Below are 15,430 nucleotides of genomic sequence, written 5' to 3' on the forward strand. Positions count from 1 at the left end.
GACACAAGGTCAGGCAGCTTTTCGGTGCAGTGTGTCGAACTCGGCAGGCGTTCGATAACCGAGTGTCGAATGCTTGCGCTGCCGGTTATAAAACACTTCGATGTACTCGAAGATCTCTTGCTTGGCTTGCTCCCGGGTCTCGAAACGGCGCTGATGGATCAGCTCCGTTTGGAGGGTAGGGAAGAAGCTCTCGGCCGGTGCGTTGTCCCAGCAGTTGCCCTTGCGGCTCATGCTGCAGACGTAGCCCTGGTCCTTCAGCAGCGCCTGGAAGCGGCCTGAGGCGTACTGGCTGCCGCGATCCGAATGCACCAGCAGGCCCTTGCCGGGCCGGCGGCGCCAGCGGGCGCTTCGACTCCACCGCCAACTTCACCGCCGATTCCTTGAACTCCGCGGTGTAACTCTTCGCTTGCTTTCTCTCACTCATCTCAACACACAACCTCGATCTCTCTATGATCTCATTTCAGGTTGTGTGTCCGGGATAGTCTAGCCAGGTCAATATCGACCGGAAGCGGCACCTTGAACGGTTCGCCGATGTCGGCCACGGCCTTGGCCTGCCACTCGCCCTTGGCATCCTCATAAATCAGCCAGATCTGCGAAGTGAGCGCCATGCTGGTGAAGCAGTAGTTGTGGGCTTCGCCCCAGGCGCAGCGGATTTCCAGCGGCGCGCCGGGTACGTCGAAGACCTTCTTCGGCTGCTTGGTGTGCAGATCCCAGGTCACCACGGTGTGGCCGAAATGCTTCATGGCCTCGGGGTCCGCCAGCATCTTGCCGAAGTCCATCATGTAATTGTTCCAGCTGGTGAAAGATGAGGTCACCAGGAGGTTCCTGCGGGGCAGGGTACGGACGTCGTAATCGTAGCCATCAGCGTATTTGCCGGTCTTGACCGCCCCGCGCAGGTCACCGTCGGTCGGGATCCAATGGGTAGCGACGTATTCGCCGGCATTGGTGTATTCCACCAGCGCCGTGCGGCCGCCGTGGTCCTTGTTGTTGGAAAGCCCCGTGATGAGCATGCGTCCCGGCAGGGCGTACAAGGTGTGGGGGCCGACCACGCCGCCGCTCTTTTCCACGAAGTCGGTGAGGGTCTTCGAGAGGACGGGCTTGGCAGGATCGCTGTGCACGTCGAACACGAAGATCTTGCTGGTATCGAGCCCGCCGGCCCAGAGGTACCGGCGGTCGTCGGTGAAGTCCGCATGATGGGCCTCGTTGCGTCCGCCCACCGAAAGCGTGCTCACCACCTTGCCATACTGAGGCGATTTCGGGTTGGCGTCGACGATGACCAGCTTGTCCTGCTCATCACCGACGCCTTCCGCCCCCAGAGTCCAGACCTATACATAATCCTCCTGACCGGTGATTTTCTTCATGTAGGGCGAAGCGCAAGTTTCATCACCCTTTGCGGCCAGCGGCGCGACAAAGGTCAGAACGAGGACTGAAACCAGGAGCGGCGAAGCAAAACGCATGGGTGGTCCTGAAACGATGGATGTCTTCATGGCGTAACCTCGTTGTTGTCTGTTATATGACCGGTCGTCTCGATTCGGCTAAAAAATTTTAAGGTTGGAAATATCCCTCCAAGAGGTTGCGGCAACATTCTTCCAGCGGGCGGGTGGAACGTTCGATCTTCATTCGCAGCAAAGCGCCCTGCCAGGCATCGACGAGACAATCGGCCAGTTCTTCGGCGCTCCGGTCGCGCCGGAACACGCCTTCGTCCTGGGCGCGGGCGATGCCTTGCGCCAGCTTGTCCCGATGCCGGTGCAAAGCCTCCCCCAGCGCCTCGCGGCAAGTATCGCTGGTGTCCCCGATCTCGCCCATCAGGTTTCCCAGCAGGCAGCCTCCCTTGAACCGCCGGCGACCGGCTTCTTCGATCAGTTCACGGAAATATGCCTGCAGGGATTGGGCGCTATTTCGCGACGAATCCCGAAGATGACCGTCGAGCCGCAGGAGAAACGGCTCGATATAGTGCCGGATCACCTCGGCGCCGAATTCTTCTTTGCTGGCGAAGTAGTTGTAGAACGAACCCTTCGGCACGCCCACCCGTTGCAGGATATCCTGCAGTCCGGTGCCGTGATAGCCTTGCTCCATGAGCAAGGCCACGCCTTCGTTCAACAATCTTTCCCGTGTCAGTTGTTTGGTCGCGGTTTTCGTCATGACGGCATGATACGACCGGTCGTCTCATTTCCGCGAACATGCAAACCTGACCCGATATCGCCGTTTGTCCGTCCGCCAATGGGGCGACCCAGACCGAGTGCCTGAAGAGTCATCTGACCCTCCCGGATGCCCAGGTTCCCAAGATCTCCGCCATCGATCGAACAATACGCCGAGATGCCGCCGCGCTCCCCGTGGGCCGGCGCTCATCATCGCCGTTTGTGCCTCAAGGCTTGCGCTCCGCCTCGATACGCTTGAGCAGGGAAAACAGGTCGCTGCGGGTGGATAGGACGAGGGTGGCGTCGCGGTCGATGATCCTGCGGTAGGTCTCCATGCTCTTGAGAAAACGGTAGAACTCGGCGGCCTCGGGACGCTGAGTATAGGCTCTGGCGTAAATCTCGGTGGCCTTGGCATCGGCTTCGCCGACGATCTCCTGGACCCGCTTGTAAGCGGTGGACGCGATCTCGTTGATGTCACGCTCCTTGTTGCCGGCGATGCGAGCGGCCTCGCCTTCGCCTTCCGACCGGAAACGCTGGGCGATCTGCAGACGCTCGCTGATCATGCGCTGGTGGATGCGTTCGAGCACCTCCGGGTTGTAGTTGAGACGCTTGAAACGCACGTCGAGCAGCTCGATGCCGAATTCCGCCAGCTTGGGGGCTGCACTCTCGAACACGTCCTTCTCGATCTGCTGCCGCCCGACCCGGATCGGTCGCAGCCCTCCCTCCGGCCACTGCGCGGCCAGTCCTTCATCCCGCAAGGGCTGGCGATCCTTGTCGCTGCGCACGACTTCGATCAACTCGTGCCGCGCGATGGCGGTACGGGTCTCGCTGCCGAGGATGTCCTCCAGCCGCGACTGGGCGCTGCGCTCGTCCCGCAGTCGCAGGTAGTAGCGCATGGCATCGGTGATGCGCCAGCGGGCGAAGGTGTCGACCTGGAGGTAGGTTTTGTCCTTGGTGGACATCTCGACCATGGGGCCGTCCCAGGACAGATAGCGCTTGTCGAAACGATTGACCTGCTGAACGAAAGGCAGCTTGAAATGGAGGCCGGGGTCGGTGATCGGCTCACCTACCGGCCGGCCAAACTGGGTGACGATGACCTGCTCGGTCTGGTCGACGGTGTAGGCGGACAGATAAAGCGCCAGCAGCACCAGCGCGGCCACGAGGGAAACCCAGTGTCTTACGGCGATCATCGCTTTTCCTCCGGCATGGCGGCCGGCAAGGGCAGCATGGGCAAGATCTGCTGCACTGTCTCGTCGACCACGATCGACTGCTTGGCCCGGGGCAGCACGTCGCCCATGGTTTCGAGGTAGAGCCGCATGCGTGTCACCTCCGGCGCTTTGACGTACTGCTCCAGCACGGCACTGAAGGCGGCGACGTCGCCTTGCGCCTCATTGATCCGCTTGAAGCGATAGCCTTCCGCCGCCCGGATCTGCTGATCGGCCTCGCCGCGGGCGCGGGGCACCGCCTTGTTGTATTCGCCGTTGGCGAGGTTGATGGCGTTCTCGCGGTCCTGTTGGGCACGGTTGACTTCGTTGAAAGACGGTTGAACCGGCTCCGGCGGATTGACGTTCTTGAGCTGCACCTGGCTGATGAATACGCCGAGGTGATAAAGCTCGGCCAGCGCCCGCATCCGTTGCAGCGAGGTTTCTTCGATATCCTGCCGTCCGATGGTGATGATCTCATCTACGGTCCGGTCGCCGACGACGGCGCGCATGACGGATTCGGAAATGTCGCGCAGCGTCTGACCGGGGTCGCGCACCGCGAACAGATAGTCCTGAGGCTCGATGATGCGGTACTGGACGATCCACTCCACCAGCGCCGCATTCAGATCGCCGGTGACCATGGTCCGTTCCTTGCCGGGCTCCAGACCGGCCTGATCCGGATTGGTCGCACCCGGTGAGGAAAATCCGAACTCCAGCTTGAGCTGGCGCTGGGTCGGCACGGCGATGACACTGTCGATGCCGTAAGGCAGCTTGAAATGGAGGCCCGGCGGCACCTTGTGGATGTATTTGCCGAACCGGAGCACCACGCCTTCGGATTCGGCCGGGATCGTATAGTAGGCGGTCCATAGTCCCAGGAGCGCCAGGGCGACCAGCACGATGCGGGCAGGCGAAGCCAGCAGTGAACGAGGGAATGGCTTGGCCATGGCCCCCCAGGGTGAGTTCGAATTTTCCATATCGGCTCCTGGTCTATTCGAGCAGCCGGGCAAACGGCTCGAGTCAGTCCGCCTGAAGCTCGATCGTGCCGCTCACGCTCACCTCGATGTTCTGCGTCCCGGCTTCGAGCGGTACCGGCACAGCGGCTTCCGCTGCCATGGCGCGCATGCCCAGCGCCATGGGCCTGATGGGTGCACCGCCGGTGTCAACCCGCAGAGCGACGATCCGGTAACGACTGCGCCCCAGCTCGCGGGTCACCAGCTCGGCCCGTTGGCGGAATGCCCCCAGCGCTTCTTTGATCAAGCCGTCTTCGGCACTTTTGCGTTTTTGTGGAGAGGTTTCGTAACCGACGGATTCGAGATGAAGCTGCGACTGAAGTTCGCCTAGCAGGCCGCCGAGCTTGCCGGCATCGGGGCTTTCCAGCCTGATCGACTGCTTCACCCGCCAGCCGCTGATGCGCTCCTTCTGGTAGACCGGCGAGGTCTGGTAACCCAGGGTCTGGACCTCGATCTCCGGCACCTGCTTGGCCCGTTCGACCGCCTTGGCGATGGCCTTGTTGACCTCGACGGCCAGCGCCGCCGACTTGGGGCCTTCCATCTCGCTGGAAAGAATGGCGACGAGGATATCGTTCTGGACCTCACCCCGAGCCACGGACGCGAGATCGATTCGGTCGTAAGTCAAGGGCGCTCGCTCGTCCGCCTCCACGACGGAGAGCATCGACAACGCCAACAGGACAGCCAACATGCGGATTCGCACTTTCACGGCAAGCTCCTCCTTGGTTTCTATCACGACGCCCGGCAGGGTCGGGGGAAGGCAGTATGCGGCAAGTCATCGCGGATTGCACCGCTTGCCTCCGCGGGACCGTTTAAGGGATCATCGAACCCCATCTCTCTCCCACTTCCGGACGTGACGATTATGAAGCAACGCCTGCGTGGCCTGACACACGCCCTGCTGCCGGTTGCACTCGGCCTGATCCTGGCGGCCTGCGAAAACAAGGTGACCCGCGAGAACTACGACAAGCTCGCCATCGGTATGGAATACTCCAAGGTGGTCGAGCTGCTGGGTGAGCCGGAGAACTGTCAGTCCGTGGTTTCGGTCAAGAGCTGCGTCTGGGGCAAAGACCCCAAAACCATCAGCGTGCAGTTCGTGGGCGAGAAGATACTGTTCTATTCGAACACCGGCCTCTGAATGGCTTGCCCCCACGCCCCCTGGCCGGGGATAGCCGGACCCTATCTGTTGGCATGCGCGATTTTCGGGCTCTCGCCCGCTAGCGCCGAAGCGGCTGGGCTGGCGGATCAGATCCATGCACTGGCGCGGGACAACGGATTCCCGGCCGAAGGGCTCGAACGGTTGGGCGCCGAACCAGCCCGCAGCGCCGAAGGCACCATCAAAGACCGCCTGCAGACCCTGTTGCAGGGCTACAACTACATCCTGGCGGAAAGCCGGCCGGGGAACATCGAACGGCTGGTCATCACCGGCACCGCCCGCAGCGGGAAACCCCAGAGCTCGACCATTTCCACCCTTCGCATCGGCGCCCACCACCAGGTGGAAGCCATCCTGGTCGGCCCGAACGGGGTTACACAAACCGTGTCTGTCCTGGTCGACACCGGCGCGTCGACCGTGGTGCTGCCGACCTCGATGATCACCCCCCTGGGATTCGATGCCGAAGGGCTTTCCGCCGGCATCAGCCAGACCGCGAGCGGCCAGGTTCACACCAAGATCGGCGTGCTTCCCTCCGTCACTGTTGGCCCCGCCTCCGCCGAAAACGTCCCGGTCAGCTTCATCGCCGACAAGCGTCTCAACGGCGCGATGCTGCTGGGCATGAGCTTTCTCAACCGGTTCCGCCTCACCATCGACGACGAACGCAACGAGATCGTGCTCCTGGCGAAATAACCCGCCTCAGTGACTGGAGCGCACCATCGCCACCAGGGCCGCCCTCACCTCGGCCGGCGTGGAAACAGGGGCGGGAAAAGGGAAGCGCGCCACTCTGGTCCCCACCCGGAGGTGGAATCCTTCCCCGTCGATCCCGACCATGGACGGTTCACAGCCGGCCTCGAGAGACACGCCCGCCGCCTCGCAATACCTGCGCATCGCCTGGCGGTGGTCGGCGTTCATGTGCTCCAGCATCGCCCGCTCCTCCTCCGCCCGGAAGGGGTTGGGCCGCAATACGCGATCCGGCGACAGCCAGTGGATACGGCCGAAACCGCCGATGTAGCGCAGGCGCACCGGAAGCAGGCGGTAGAATGCGAAGGAATGGGTGTTGTGGAAACGGCGGGCGTCCGGAAAAAAGGAGAAATAGCGCTCGGCCGCATCCACTTCGTCCTCCTGCACGGGCTGCGCGTCCGCGAGCAGAGTCAACCGGCCATTGGTCTGCACGTCCCCGACGCTGCGGTCGAGCACGATCAGCGAAACCTTGGGATTGGCCTGGATGTTCCGGGTGTGCTGGGCGATGTTGGCGATGTAGATGACGGGCACACCGCCCCGATCCAGACAGTACGGCATCACCGAGCCAAAAGGATAGCCCGGCATATCCGCCGAATGCGTGGAAAGCACGCCATCATAGGCCTGATTCAGCAACGCGCGTGCTTCCGTTCCGATTTCGTCCGATTCCGCCATGGTCCAAATCCATCCTCAACCTGACCCCTTCCGCCCTGGGAAAGGGAACATCTGACAGCCATTACGGCAACACACCTTGTATCACCCGCTCATATTCGGGGAAGTAACGCCCGATCACGGAAAGATCGAAGCGCCGCAGGATGGCGGTGTTCGGTTCCCGTTCCAGCAGGAAATCGAAGGACCGCCGCACCAACACCTCCACCGGCACCGCGGCCCCTGCGATCCGGGCCGCATAGGATGGATCGACCGTCACGGTATGCGAAGTCATGGCGGCGTCCTCCACCACTACGTCGAAGGTCGAATCGTCGCATCGAGTCACAGTCACCTTAGCCATGCCAGCTCCACAATCGGCCAGTTTCCCCAGACCGATTCAAAGATAACACCCGAACCCGCCTTCCCAAAGCTCTGCAGGCCGCCAACTTTTTTTGGCTATCACGCCTGTTCCGCTGCGGACAGTCCCGAGCCAGACCCTTCCAATGAGGACGCGCACCACGCCGCGTGCCGCCTAACTGTTTAATAGCAGTGCATTTTATTATTGACACGCGTCACAGAGTTTTTTTTAATTCGGTTCAATATAGCGAATCGCAAGCCTTCCAGCACTGTCTGTGAAAAGCCAAAATAAGAGGTGTCTTATCCGCTCTCGCCGCAGCAAAAGAACATTCTCAAGCGGCGGGCGAACAATTGTAAGCCAATAGAAACCATCAATTAGGAGTCCTGTCATGAACACTTTATCGAAACACGCGTTCCTCCGCCGTACAGCCGGCTTTGCGAGCCTGGCCATAGCCTTTTTCCTTGCCGGCCCAGGAACCGCGAAAGCGGACGCAAGCGCAAGCCTCAACGTAACAGCGACCGTAGCCAGCAAGTGCAAGATAGACTCGACCACCACAGGCTTGAGCTTCGGTGATTACGACCCCACAGACACGACGGATGCAACGGCAAACAACGGCCAGATCCAGGTGAAATGCACGAAGGGCTCGACCCATTCCATCACCATGGGCCCGGGCACGGGCACTGGCGCAAACTGCACCGGAACTCCCGTACGATACATGAAACAAGGGACCGATCAGCTCCAGTATGCGCTTTATCAGGATTCCAGCTTCAGCACCGTGTGGGGTTGCACCACGGGCACAGGGGGAAATGCGTACTCTTACAGCGCAAGCTCCAACAACTATAGTAACATCACCGTCTACGGCAAGATTCCTGCCGGGCAGGACGTGCCCGCCGGAAGCTATTCAGATACCGTCACCGTAACCGTAGTCTTCTGATAAGCCGGCGCAAGGAGGCATCGTGGCTCGATGATTTCATCCCCATTCGCGGCCAGGCGGCTAACGCCGCTACTGGCCGCTTGCCTTTGCGCATCTGCTCAGCTTGCCGCCAGCCAGTTGGATGTGGCTCCCACCCGCATCGAGCTGAGCACTGCCAAACCGGCGTCGGCCGTGACCGTGAAAAATGAGAGCAAAGACAAGCTCGTCATCCAGAATTCCGTCGTCGCCTGGACCCGCGAGGGCAACGAGGACCGCCATACCCCGACCCGGGATCTGATCGTCACCCCGCCCATCGCCACGGTGGCGCCGGGCGGGTCCCAGGTGCTCCGGGTAGGACTGCGCCGGCCCGCAGACCCCCGCAGCATGCTGACGTACCGGCTGTTCGTCGAGGAAGTACCGCCCCCGCCCCAGGCCGGATTCAAAGGGGTACAGTTTGCCTTACGGGTCAGTCTGCCGGTGTTGGTGCAGCCCGCGGCTCCCGCCCCGCCGCGGATCGTGTGGAGCGGAGCCAGACGCCCCGGCGGCGACCTGGAAATCACCGCGCGGAACGAGGGCTCGGCCCTCCAGGCCGTCTACGAATTGTTCATCGGCGGAACGCCGGGGAAGCCAGTGGGACAAAGCGGCACGATTCTGTTACCTCCGGGAAGCCGGCAGAGCTGGACTTTCCCCCCCCGGCATCCTGGGGACCGAATCCGGGCCGGCCCATGTCCGGGCATCCACCAGCGCGGGCGCCCTCGAAAGCGATGTGGCAATGCCTTGAGTGTTCCTGCCCCGGTCGTCGCTACTATCCCTGCTGCTCCTGATGCCCGTCACGGCCCACCCGCGGGAGCAGCCTTTCGGAACTGAATCAGTATCATCCCAGCCGGGGGAGCCTCAGGTATCCAGCCCCGCCGAACCCGAAGCGGACTGGGAGGAACATGTGCTGGCGGTCGAGCTGAACGGGGAAAAGGTCTCGGAAGGGACGGTGGTGCTGCGCGGGCGGGGCGGAACGCTGTACGTGCCGGACAAGGAAGCGCAGGGCTGGCGGCTGCGGCTGCCCCGCGGCCAGACCCTGGCGCGCGACGGCCTGGATTACCTGCTGCTGGCGAATCCCGGCATCCTCGAGGCCCGCATCGACGATACCCGACAGATCCTGGTGCTCAAAGTCGAACCTTCGCTGCTGGCCGCCACGGTGGCCCAGGCCAGCAGCCACCTGACTCAGCCCAAGCCGGAGCGGACGAGTTTCGCAGGCTTCCTCAACTACGATTTCAACCTCATGCACTCGCCCCAGGGCGATTTCCAGGGCGGCGCGCTGGAAATCGGCATATCGAACCGCTACGGCCTGGGCACCTCCGCCTTCCTCGCCCGGCACACCAGCGCCCAAGCCGGCTCGGAACTCCAGCTCACCCGCCTGTACACCACCTGGCTCGTGGACGACCCGGAGAACATGGCCAGCCTGCAGCTGGGCGACACCATTGTGCGTCCCTGGCAGCGCGGCTACCAGGCCCGCTTCGCCGGCATCCAGTACGCCACCAATTTCGGCCTCCAGCCCCGCTTCTACCGGTATCCGCAGCCGGCCGTCGCGGGCAGTCTGACCGAAGCCTCGCACCTCGACATCTTTATGAATAACCTCCTAGTGGACCAGCAAAGCCTGCCCGCCGGGCCGTTTCAAATCAAAGATCTGCCCTCCGCCAACGGCAGCGGCGAAATCCGCGTCGTGGCGCGCGATCTGCTCGGGCGTGAACAGGTGATCACCCAGCCCTTTTATGTCGGTAGGACCCTGCTGAGGGAAGGGCTGGTCGATTTCTCCTACGAGGCCGGTTTCCTGCGCCGCTATTACGGCACCGACAGCATGAGTTACGGCGCACCCTTCGGCAGCGCCACCTACCGGCGCGGCCTGAATTCCTGGCTGACCGGAGAACTGCACGGACAGGTGGTCCGCGATCAGGCCACCGTGGCGACCGGCGGCTCGTTCCTGGTCGGCACCTACGGCGTGGTCGATGCGGCGCTGGGCGTCAGCGGCGGCCGGGGCTGGGGAGGGCTGGGCGGCCTCGGCTTCATGCATCAGGGCGAAGCCTTCAGCTACGGCGCCAGTTCCTATTTCGCCAGCCAGGCTTTCACCCAGCTCGGCATCGAACAGGGCCAGTTCGCCCCCAAGCAACTGAGCGATGCCTTCTGCGGCTTCACCCTCACCGGTGGATCGAGCGTTTCCCTCCGCTACGGCTCGGCCAATTACTTCGACCGGCCCCATGTCGACACGTATGTGGCAACCTACACCCAGAACCTCTGGGGAGGACTGACCCTGACCCTGGCGGCGAACTATACCCGATCGGACTTCGAGAACGCCCAGGTCGCGGCGATCTTCACCCTGCCTTTGGGCGAGCGGACCTATGCCACGGCCAACGCGCGGGCGACCCGCACCCAAGGCTCGCCCACGCAGTTGGAATTCGATGCCCAGTTGACCCATTCCCCCGGCTGGGGACCGGGGTGGGGTTACCGGCTGGACGCCGGCACCAACGACCGCCAGGCCGCGCAACTCACGGCCCAGACCGCCTTCGGACTGTTCAGCGCAGAAGTCATACATTCCCAGGGAGACTTCGCCGAACGCGCCTTCGGCTCGGGGGGTATCGGCCTCATCGAAGGCCATCCGTTCCTGTCGCGGCAAATCCAGGACAGCTTTGCCATCGCGAAAGTGGGCGACTATAAGGATGTCAGGGTCTATGCGGACAATCAGCTGATCGGCCGGACCGACGACGAAGGGTACGTGGTACTGCCGCGCCTGCGGGCCTACGACGTCAACAACGTGAGGGTCGAGGATGAAGACCTGCCGATGGATGCACAAATCGGAACCCTCTCCTTGCCGGTCACGCCTTATTTCCGCAGTGGCGTGGTGGTGGACTTCCCCATCCGGCGCTCGCGCGGGGCGACATTGACGATCCTGCTGGAGGACGGCCAACCGATCCCCGTCGGGGCGACGGTCACCGTGGAAGGGGTCGCGGATGTATTTCCCGTCGGCATGAACGGAGAGGTCTACCTGACGGGGTTGTCTCCCCGGAACGAGATGAAAGTCGAATGGAACGGAAAGCGATGCACGATCGTAGCCGATTATCCGGAATCAGCAGAGATACTGCCGGACCTGGGAAAATTCGTTTGCGCGGGAGTCCGCCGATGAACCACGATATTTGGAAAGGCCGCCAATGGCGGCCAGCAGCCCTGCTTTTCTCCCTGCTGGCCTGTCCCGGAATGTCGGGTGCGGAACCGTACCGGTGCGACATTGGCAATATCAGCGTCCCGCAAACGATCTACGATCCCACGGACTCCAACCCCAACAGCTCTGGCGTGGGCACCGTCGGGGTCACTTGCGAGCTCAAGAACGTAAAGCAGACACAGCGGGTCCAATACACGGTGGCGCTGAGCCGTGGCCTCGGCGGCAGTTACAACCCCCGGCAGATGCTGGGCAGCAAAGGATCGCTCGGCTACAACCTGTATCTGGACGCGGCCAGGGTGACGATCTGGGGCGATGGAAGCGGCGGCACATTCCCTCTGCGGGGCACTTTGCTGCTGAACCCCACCAGCCCGGTACAACAGGTGATCCACAATATTTACGGTCTGATCCCTCCACTCCAGGACGTTTACGCCGGCACTTACACCGACACCGTCACCATCACACTGACGTATTGAAACGTCGGGAGCACAAACCGAAGATTCTGACTACTGCGACGCTTTAACCATTGTAGTAGAATGCAAAGTTTTTCAACGGATTACCGCGATGCGCGAACTCAATCCTCTCTACAATCAGATCAAAGACCTCAAGAGCCGCCAGGACGCTCTTAGGGGGTATCTTTGACTTCGAAGCCAAACAGGAACGCCTGACCGAAGTCCTGCGCGAACTGGAAGACCCGAAGATCTGGGACAATCCGGAACGTGCCCAGGCGCTAGGCAAGGAACGGACCCAACTGGAAGGCGTGGTCAACCGGCTGAACGAGATCGCGGCCGGCCTCAACGACGCGGAAGAGCTGCTCCAGCTCGCGGTCGAGGAAAACGACGAGGACAGCATCGATGCGGTCGCCGCGGATCTAGCGCACTTTGAAAGCGTGATCGCCGAAATGGAATTCCGTCGCATGTTCTCCGGCGAAATGGACCCGAACAACGCGTTCCTGGACATCCAGGCCGGTTCCGGCGGCACCGAGGCCCAGGACTGGGCGCAGATGCTCGAACGCATGTACCTGCGTTGGGGCGAACGCAAGGGCTTCAAGACCGAACTGGTGGAAGAGTCGCCGGGCGAAGTCGCCGGCATCAAGAGCGCGACCATCCGCTTCGAAGGCGAATACGCCTACGGATGGCTGCGCACCGAAACCGGCGTCCACCGGCTGGTGCGGAAATCGCCTTTCGACTCCGGCAACCGCCGCCATACCTCGTTTTCCTCGGTGTTCGTCTCACCGGAGATCGACGACAACATCGACATCGACATCAACCCGGCCGATCTGCGCACCGACGTCTACCGCGCCAGCGGCGCCGGCGGGCAGCACGTCAACCGGACCGAATCGGCGGTGCGCATCACCCATGTCCCAACCGGCATCGTGGTGCAATGCCAGAATCAGCGTTCCCAGCACGCCAACCGCGACTGGTGTATGAAGCAGTTGCGCGCCAAGCTCTACGAGCTGGAGATGCAGAAGCGCAACACCGAGAAGCAGAAACTGGAAGACTCCAAGTCCGACATCGGTTGGGGCAACCAGATCCGTTCCTACGTACTGGACCAGTCGCGCATCAAAGACCTGCGCACCAACGTGGAAACCGGCAACCCCCAGGCGGTGCTCGACGGCGACCTGGACATGTTCATCGAAGCCAGCCTGAAGAGCGGCCTGTAAAGCCATGAGTGAACAGCAAGACGAAAACAAACTGATCGCGCTGCGCCGTGAAAAACTCGCCGAGCTGCGGCAAAGCGGCGTCGCCTTCCCCAACGACTTTCGCCGCGACGCCCTCGCCGCCGAACTGCACGCACGCTTCGGAGAGAAAACGGCCGAGGCGCTGGAAGAAACCGCCGCATCGGTCAAGCTGGCCGGGCGGCTGATGGGCAAGCGCATCATGGGCAAAGCCAGCTTCGCCCATATCCAGGACATGTCCGGCCGTATCCAGATTTTCCTGCAAAGGGATGCGCTGGCCGACGGCGTGTACGAGGAGTTCAAGGGCTGGGACATCGGCGATGTGATCGGCGTGGAAGGCACGGTGTTCCGCACCAGGACCGGCGAACTGTCGGTGAAGGCATCGAACATCCGCCTGCTCACCAAATCACTGCGCCCGCTGCCCGAAAAGTTCCACGGGCTCACCGACGCCGAGACCCGCCACCGCCAGCGCTACCTCGACCTCATCATGAACGAGGACTCGCGCCGGGTGTTTCAGCTCCGCAGCGCCATCGTCCGCTACATCCGCGACTTCTTGAGCGAGCGCGGCTTCATCGAGGCGGAAACGCCGATGATGCAGGTGATCCCCGGCGGCGCCCGCGCCAAACCGTTCGTCACCCATCACAACGCGCTGGGCCTGGATCTGTACCTGCGTATCGCCCCCGAGCTCTACCTCAAGCGCCTGGTGGTGGGCGGCTTCGAGAAGGTGTTCGAGATCAACCGCAGCTTCCGCAACGAAGGCTTATCCACCCGGCACAACCCCGAGTTCACGATGATCGAGTTCTATCAGGCCTATGCCGATTACCGTGATCTCATGGACCTGACCGAAACGCTGATGCGTGGCATCGCGCAGAACCTGCTGGGCAGCACCATCGTGACCCATCAGGGCAAGGATTACGACCTGGGCCAGCCGTTCCGACGCATGACAGTGCTGGAATCGATCCTCCACTACAACCCGGACATCCGGGCCGAAGAACTGGTCGAGCGCGAAAGCGCCGCCAAGATCGCGGCCCGGTTGGGCATCCCGGCCGCCGCGGGCGACGGACTCGGCAAGATCCAGACCGAAATCTTCGAGAAAACCGTGGAAGACCGGCTGGACGAACCGACCTTCATCACTGCCTACCCGGCCGAGGTGTCTCCCTTGGCGCGGCGCAATGACGAGAACCCGTTCATCACCGACCGCTTCGAGTTCTTCGTGGGCGGACGCGAGCTGGCCAACGGCTTTTCCGAGCTCAACGATCCCGAAGACCAGGCCGAGCGGTTCCGGAAGCAGGCGGAAGACAAGGCCGCCGGCGACGAGGAGGCCATGCACTACGATGCCGACTACATCCGGGCCCTGGAATACGGCCTGCCGCCCACCGCCGGCGAAGGCATCGGCATCGACCGTCTGGTGATGTTCTTCACCGACTCGCCCTCCATCCGCGACGTCATCCTGTTCCCGCACATGCGGCCGGAAAGCTGACCGCCAGGGCACTCACCGAGTCGTTGCGGGCCCCTGGCGAACCCGCAACGGCCGGTCACTCTTCCGCCGCCGTCAAGAGTTTTCCGTCCTTGTCCAGCAGCGGGACGTGGTATTTCCTGAGCAGCGCCTCAATATCCGTGGTCTTCTTGTCGATGAGCGCTTCCAACTGCTCTTTCCGCGCTTTGTCAGGAATCCGCACCCCCATCGACATGGCGTAGTCAAACCGCACCCCTTCCTCGGACGGCATGGGAATCAATGCGAAGGTTCCCGGCTTGTTGTGGTAGACCAGATAGCCCGCCATCGGCCCCCACACGATGGCCATGTCTATGTTGCCGGCGAGCAGTTCCTTCTCCACCGTCTGGGTGGTGTTGACCGTCGCGTCTCCGGTCATCGACTGGTAGGGAACACCCTGTTCCACCAGATTGTGCTTCAGCATCCAGGTCGTGGCCGGCGAGCCGTCGAACATGGCGATCCGGAGTTTCGACTTGCGATCCGGCGGCAGGGCATCCAGCGCGGCGGCGGAATGAACGTCGTCCCAGCCCTTCTTCTTCACATAGACCAGGGCATAGGTCGATCGGTAGTAGGGCTTGGTGGTGGCGGCTTGGTCGTAGCCGGTCGGCAAGCCCATTACCACGTCACACTTGTAATCCTCGGAATCGGGCTCCTTGGCCTTTAGGGTATTGCGGATGAAGCCCATGCGCTGCGGAAACCAAGTGTAGACGAGTTTCTTGTCCAGTTCCTTGGCGAACAGCTCAGCGATCTTGTTCTCGAATCCGCCGCCCTTTTGATCGGAATACGGCGGGTTGTTGGGATCGGCGCAGACCTTGAAGGCATCGCTGGCCGCCGGGGCGGCTGCGCCAGTGAGCAGCCAGGCAACCCCGGCCAAAATCAGACCTGTTTTTTTCATCATGTT

At 62.2% G+C, this 15,430-nt stretch carries 15 protein-coding genes and 2 pseudogenes; 8 read left to right on the top strand and 9 right to left on the bottom strand.

All coding sequences use genetic code 11. The features are described 5' to 3' along the window. Nucleotides 1–9 precede the first annotated feature (9 nt). From N4J17_RS02500 to N4J17_RS02525, 6 genes and pseudogenes are all read right to left on the bottom strand, one after another. Nucleotides 10–345 (bottom strand): annotated as a pseudogene (locus N4J17_RS02500) (IS3 family transposase); the annotation flags it as partial. 140 nt (nt 346–485) lie between these two features. Beyond that, nucleotides 486–1,487 (bottom strand): annotated as a pseudogene (locus N4J17_RS02505) (selenium-binding protein SBP56-related protein); the annotation flags it as partial. A gap of 58 nt (nt 1,488–1,545) precedes the next feature. Next, nucleotides 1,546–2,142: a TetR/AcrR family transcriptional regulator gene (locus tag N4J17_RS02510; RefSeq protein WP_198322327.1), complete on the bottom strand. Its 597-nt coding sequence runs from the start codon at nt 2,140–2,142 to the stop codon at nt 1,546–1,548. Nucleotides 2,143–2,365: 223 nt separating this feature from the next. Then, nucleotides 2,366–3,328, bottom strand: a complete 963-nt coding sequence (gene hflC, locus N4J17_RS02515) for a protease modulator HflC (protein WP_198322328.1) — start codon at nt 3,326–3,328, stop codon at nt 2,366–2,368. Next, nucleotides 3,325–4,314: an FtsH protease activity modulator HflK gene (gene hflK, locus N4J17_RS02520; RefSeq protein ID WP_198322329.1), complete on the bottom strand. Its 990-nt coding sequence runs from the start codon at nt 4,312–4,314 to the stop codon at nt 3,325–3,327. Before hflK ends, hflC begins: the two co-directional genes overlap by 4 nt. 43 nt (nt 4,315–4,357) lie before the next feature. Then, nucleotides 4,358–5,056, bottom strand: coding sequence for an SIMPL domain-containing protein (locus N4J17_RS02525; protein WP_198322330.1), 699 nt, complete (start codon nt 5,054–5,056; stop codon nt 4,358–4,360). A 153-nt stretch (nt 5,057–5,209) separates the two neighbouring features. Here N4J17_RS02525 and N4J17_RS02530 point away from each other — a divergent pair, with 153 nt between their 5' ends. After that, the gene (locus tag N4J17_RS02530; RefSeq protein ID WP_198322331.1) at nt 5,210–5,482 is read left to right on the top strand and encodes a DUF3862 domain-containing protein; all 273 of its coding nucleotides are present in this window, start codon (nt 5,210–5,212) and stop codon (nt 5,480–5,482) included. Next, entirely contained in the window at nt 5,483–6,187 is a 705-nt protein-coding gene (locus N4J17_RS02535) for a retropepsin-like aspartic protease family protein (RefSeq protein ID WP_198322332.1), read from the top strand. A gap of 6 nt (nt 6,188–6,193) precedes the next feature. Here the strand turns inward: N4J17_RS02535 and N4J17_RS02540 are convergent, their stop codons facing one another. Further along, on the bottom strand, nt 6,194–6,910 hold the full coding sequence (locus tag N4J17_RS02540; RefSeq protein ID WP_198322333.1) for a HugZ family protein: 717 nt from the start codon (nt 6,908–6,910) through the stop codon (nt 6,194–6,196). Nucleotides 6,911–6,971: 61 nt separating this feature from the next. After that, on the bottom strand, nt 6,972–7,244 hold the full coding sequence (locus N4J17_RS02545; RefSeq protein WP_198322334.1) for a hypothetical protein: 273 nt from the start codon (nt 7,242–7,244) through the stop codon (nt 6,972–6,974). Nucleotides 7,245–7,629: 385 nt separating this feature from the next. Between N4J17_RS02545 and N4J17_RS02550 the strand changes: the two genes are divergently transcribed. The 6 genes from N4J17_RS02550 (at nt 7,630) to lysS (ending at nt 14,517) form a co-directional block, all read left to right on the top strand. Then, nucleotides 7,630–8,175 (top strand): Csu type fimbrial protein, encoded by a 546-nt coding sequence (locus tag N4J17_RS02550; protein WP_198322335.1) that lies wholly within the window; start codon nt 7,630–7,632, stop codon nt 8,173–8,175. A 30-nt stretch (nt 8,176–8,205) separates the two neighbouring features. Further along, nucleotides 8,206–9,021 carry a fimbrial biogenesis chaperone gene (locus N4J17_RS02555; protein WP_232470332.1) on the top strand — a complete coding sequence of 272 codons (816 nt, stop codon included), beginning with the start codon at nt 8,206–8,208 and terminating at the stop codon, nt 9,019–9,021. Further along, entirely contained in the window at nt 8,978–11,326 is a 2,349-nt protein-coding gene (locus N4J17_RS02560; protein ID WP_198322336.1) for a fimbria/pilus outer membrane usher protein, read from the top strand. Before N4J17_RS02555 ends, N4J17_RS02560 begins: the two co-directional genes overlap by 44 nt. After that, on the top strand, nt 11,323–11,835 hold the full coding sequence (locus N4J17_RS02565) for a Csu type fimbrial protein (RefSeq protein ID WP_198322337.1): 513 nt from the start codon (nt 11,323–11,325) through the stop codon (nt 11,833–11,835). Before N4J17_RS02560 ends, N4J17_RS02565 begins: the two co-directional genes overlap by 4 nt. Nucleotides 11,836–11,923: 88 nt before the next feature. After that, a protein-coding gene (gene prfB, locus N4J17_RS02570; RefSeq protein ID WP_198322338.1) for a peptide chain release factor 2 occupies nt 11,924–13,022 on the top strand; the annotation gives its coding sequence in 2 pieces (ribosomal slippage) (nt 11,924–11,998 and nt 12,000–13,022; 1,098 coding nt in all). Nucleotides 13,023–13,026: 4 nt separating this feature from the next. Next, entirely contained in the window at nt 13,027–14,517 is a 1,491-nt protein-coding gene (lysS, locus tag N4J17_RS02575) for a lysine--tRNA ligase (protein WP_198322339.1), read from the top strand. Between the two features lie 55 nt (nt 14,518–14,572). Here the strand turns inward: lysS and N4J17_RS02580 are convergent, their stop codons facing one another. Then, nucleotides 14,573–15,427, bottom strand: a complete 855-nt coding sequence (locus N4J17_RS02580) for a substrate-binding domain-containing protein (RefSeq protein WP_198322340.1) — start codon at nt 15,425–15,427, stop codon at nt 14,573–14,575. Nucleotides 15,428–15,430 lie beyond the last annotated feature (3 nt).

The sequence above is a fragment of the Methylococcus capsulatus genome (assembly GCF_036864975.1).
Taxonomy (GTDB): Bacteria; Pseudomonadota; Gammaproteobacteria; order Methylococcales; family Methylococcaceae; genus Methylococcus.

Bases quoted from the DNA above. Each gene is read 5' to 3' on its own strand.
- N4J17_RS02510 (WP_198322327.1), bottom strand. From the start codon at position 2,142: ATGACGAAAACCGCGACCAAACAACTGACACGGGAAAGATTGTTGAAC.
- hflC (WP_198322328.1), bottom strand. From the start codon at position 3,328: ATGATCGCCGTAAGACACTGGGTTTCCCTCGTGGCCGCGCTGGTGCTG.
- hflK (WP_198322329.1), bottom strand. From the start codon at position 4,314: ATGGAAAATTCGAACTCACCCTGGGGGGCCATGGCCAAGCCATTCCCT.
- N4J17_RS02530 (WP_198322331.1), top strand. From the start codon at position 5,210: ATGAAGCAACGCCTGCGTGGCCTGACACACGCCCTGCTGCCGGTTGCA.
- N4J17_RS02535 (WP_198322332.1), top strand. From the start codon at position 5,483: ATGGCTTGCCCCCACGCCCCCTGGCCGGGGATAGCCGGACCCTATCTG.
- N4J17_RS02540 (WP_198322333.1), bottom strand. From the start codon at position 6,910: ATGGCGGAATCGGACGAAATCGGAACGGAAGCACGCGCGTTGCTGAAT.
- N4J17_RS02545 (WP_198322334.1), bottom strand. From the start codon at position 7,244: ATGGCTAAGGTGACTGTGACTCGATGCGACGATTCGACCTTCGACGTA.
- N4J17_RS02550 (WP_198322335.1), top strand. From the start codon at position 7,630: ATGAACACTTTATCGAAACACGCGTTCCTCCGCCGTACAGCCGGCTTT.
- N4J17_RS02555 (WP_232470332.1), top strand. From the start codon at position 8,206: ATGATTTCATCCCCATTCGCGGCCAGGCGGCTAACGCCGCTACTGGCC.
- N4J17_RS02560 (WP_198322336.1), top strand. From the start codon at position 8,978: ATGCCCGTCACGGCCCACCCGCGGGAGCAGCCTTTCGGAACTGAATCA.
- N4J17_RS02565 (WP_198322337.1), top strand. From the start codon at position 11,323: ATGAACCACGATATTTGGAAAGGCCGCCAATGGCGGCCAGCAGCCCTG.
- lysS (WP_198322339.1), top strand. From the start codon at position 13,027: ATGAGTGAACAGCAAGACGAAAACAAACTGATCGCGCTGCGCCGTGAA.
- N4J17_RS02580 (WP_198322340.1), bottom strand. From the start codon at position 15,427: ATGATGAAAAAAACAGGTCTGATTTTGGCCGGGGTTGCCTGGCTGCTC.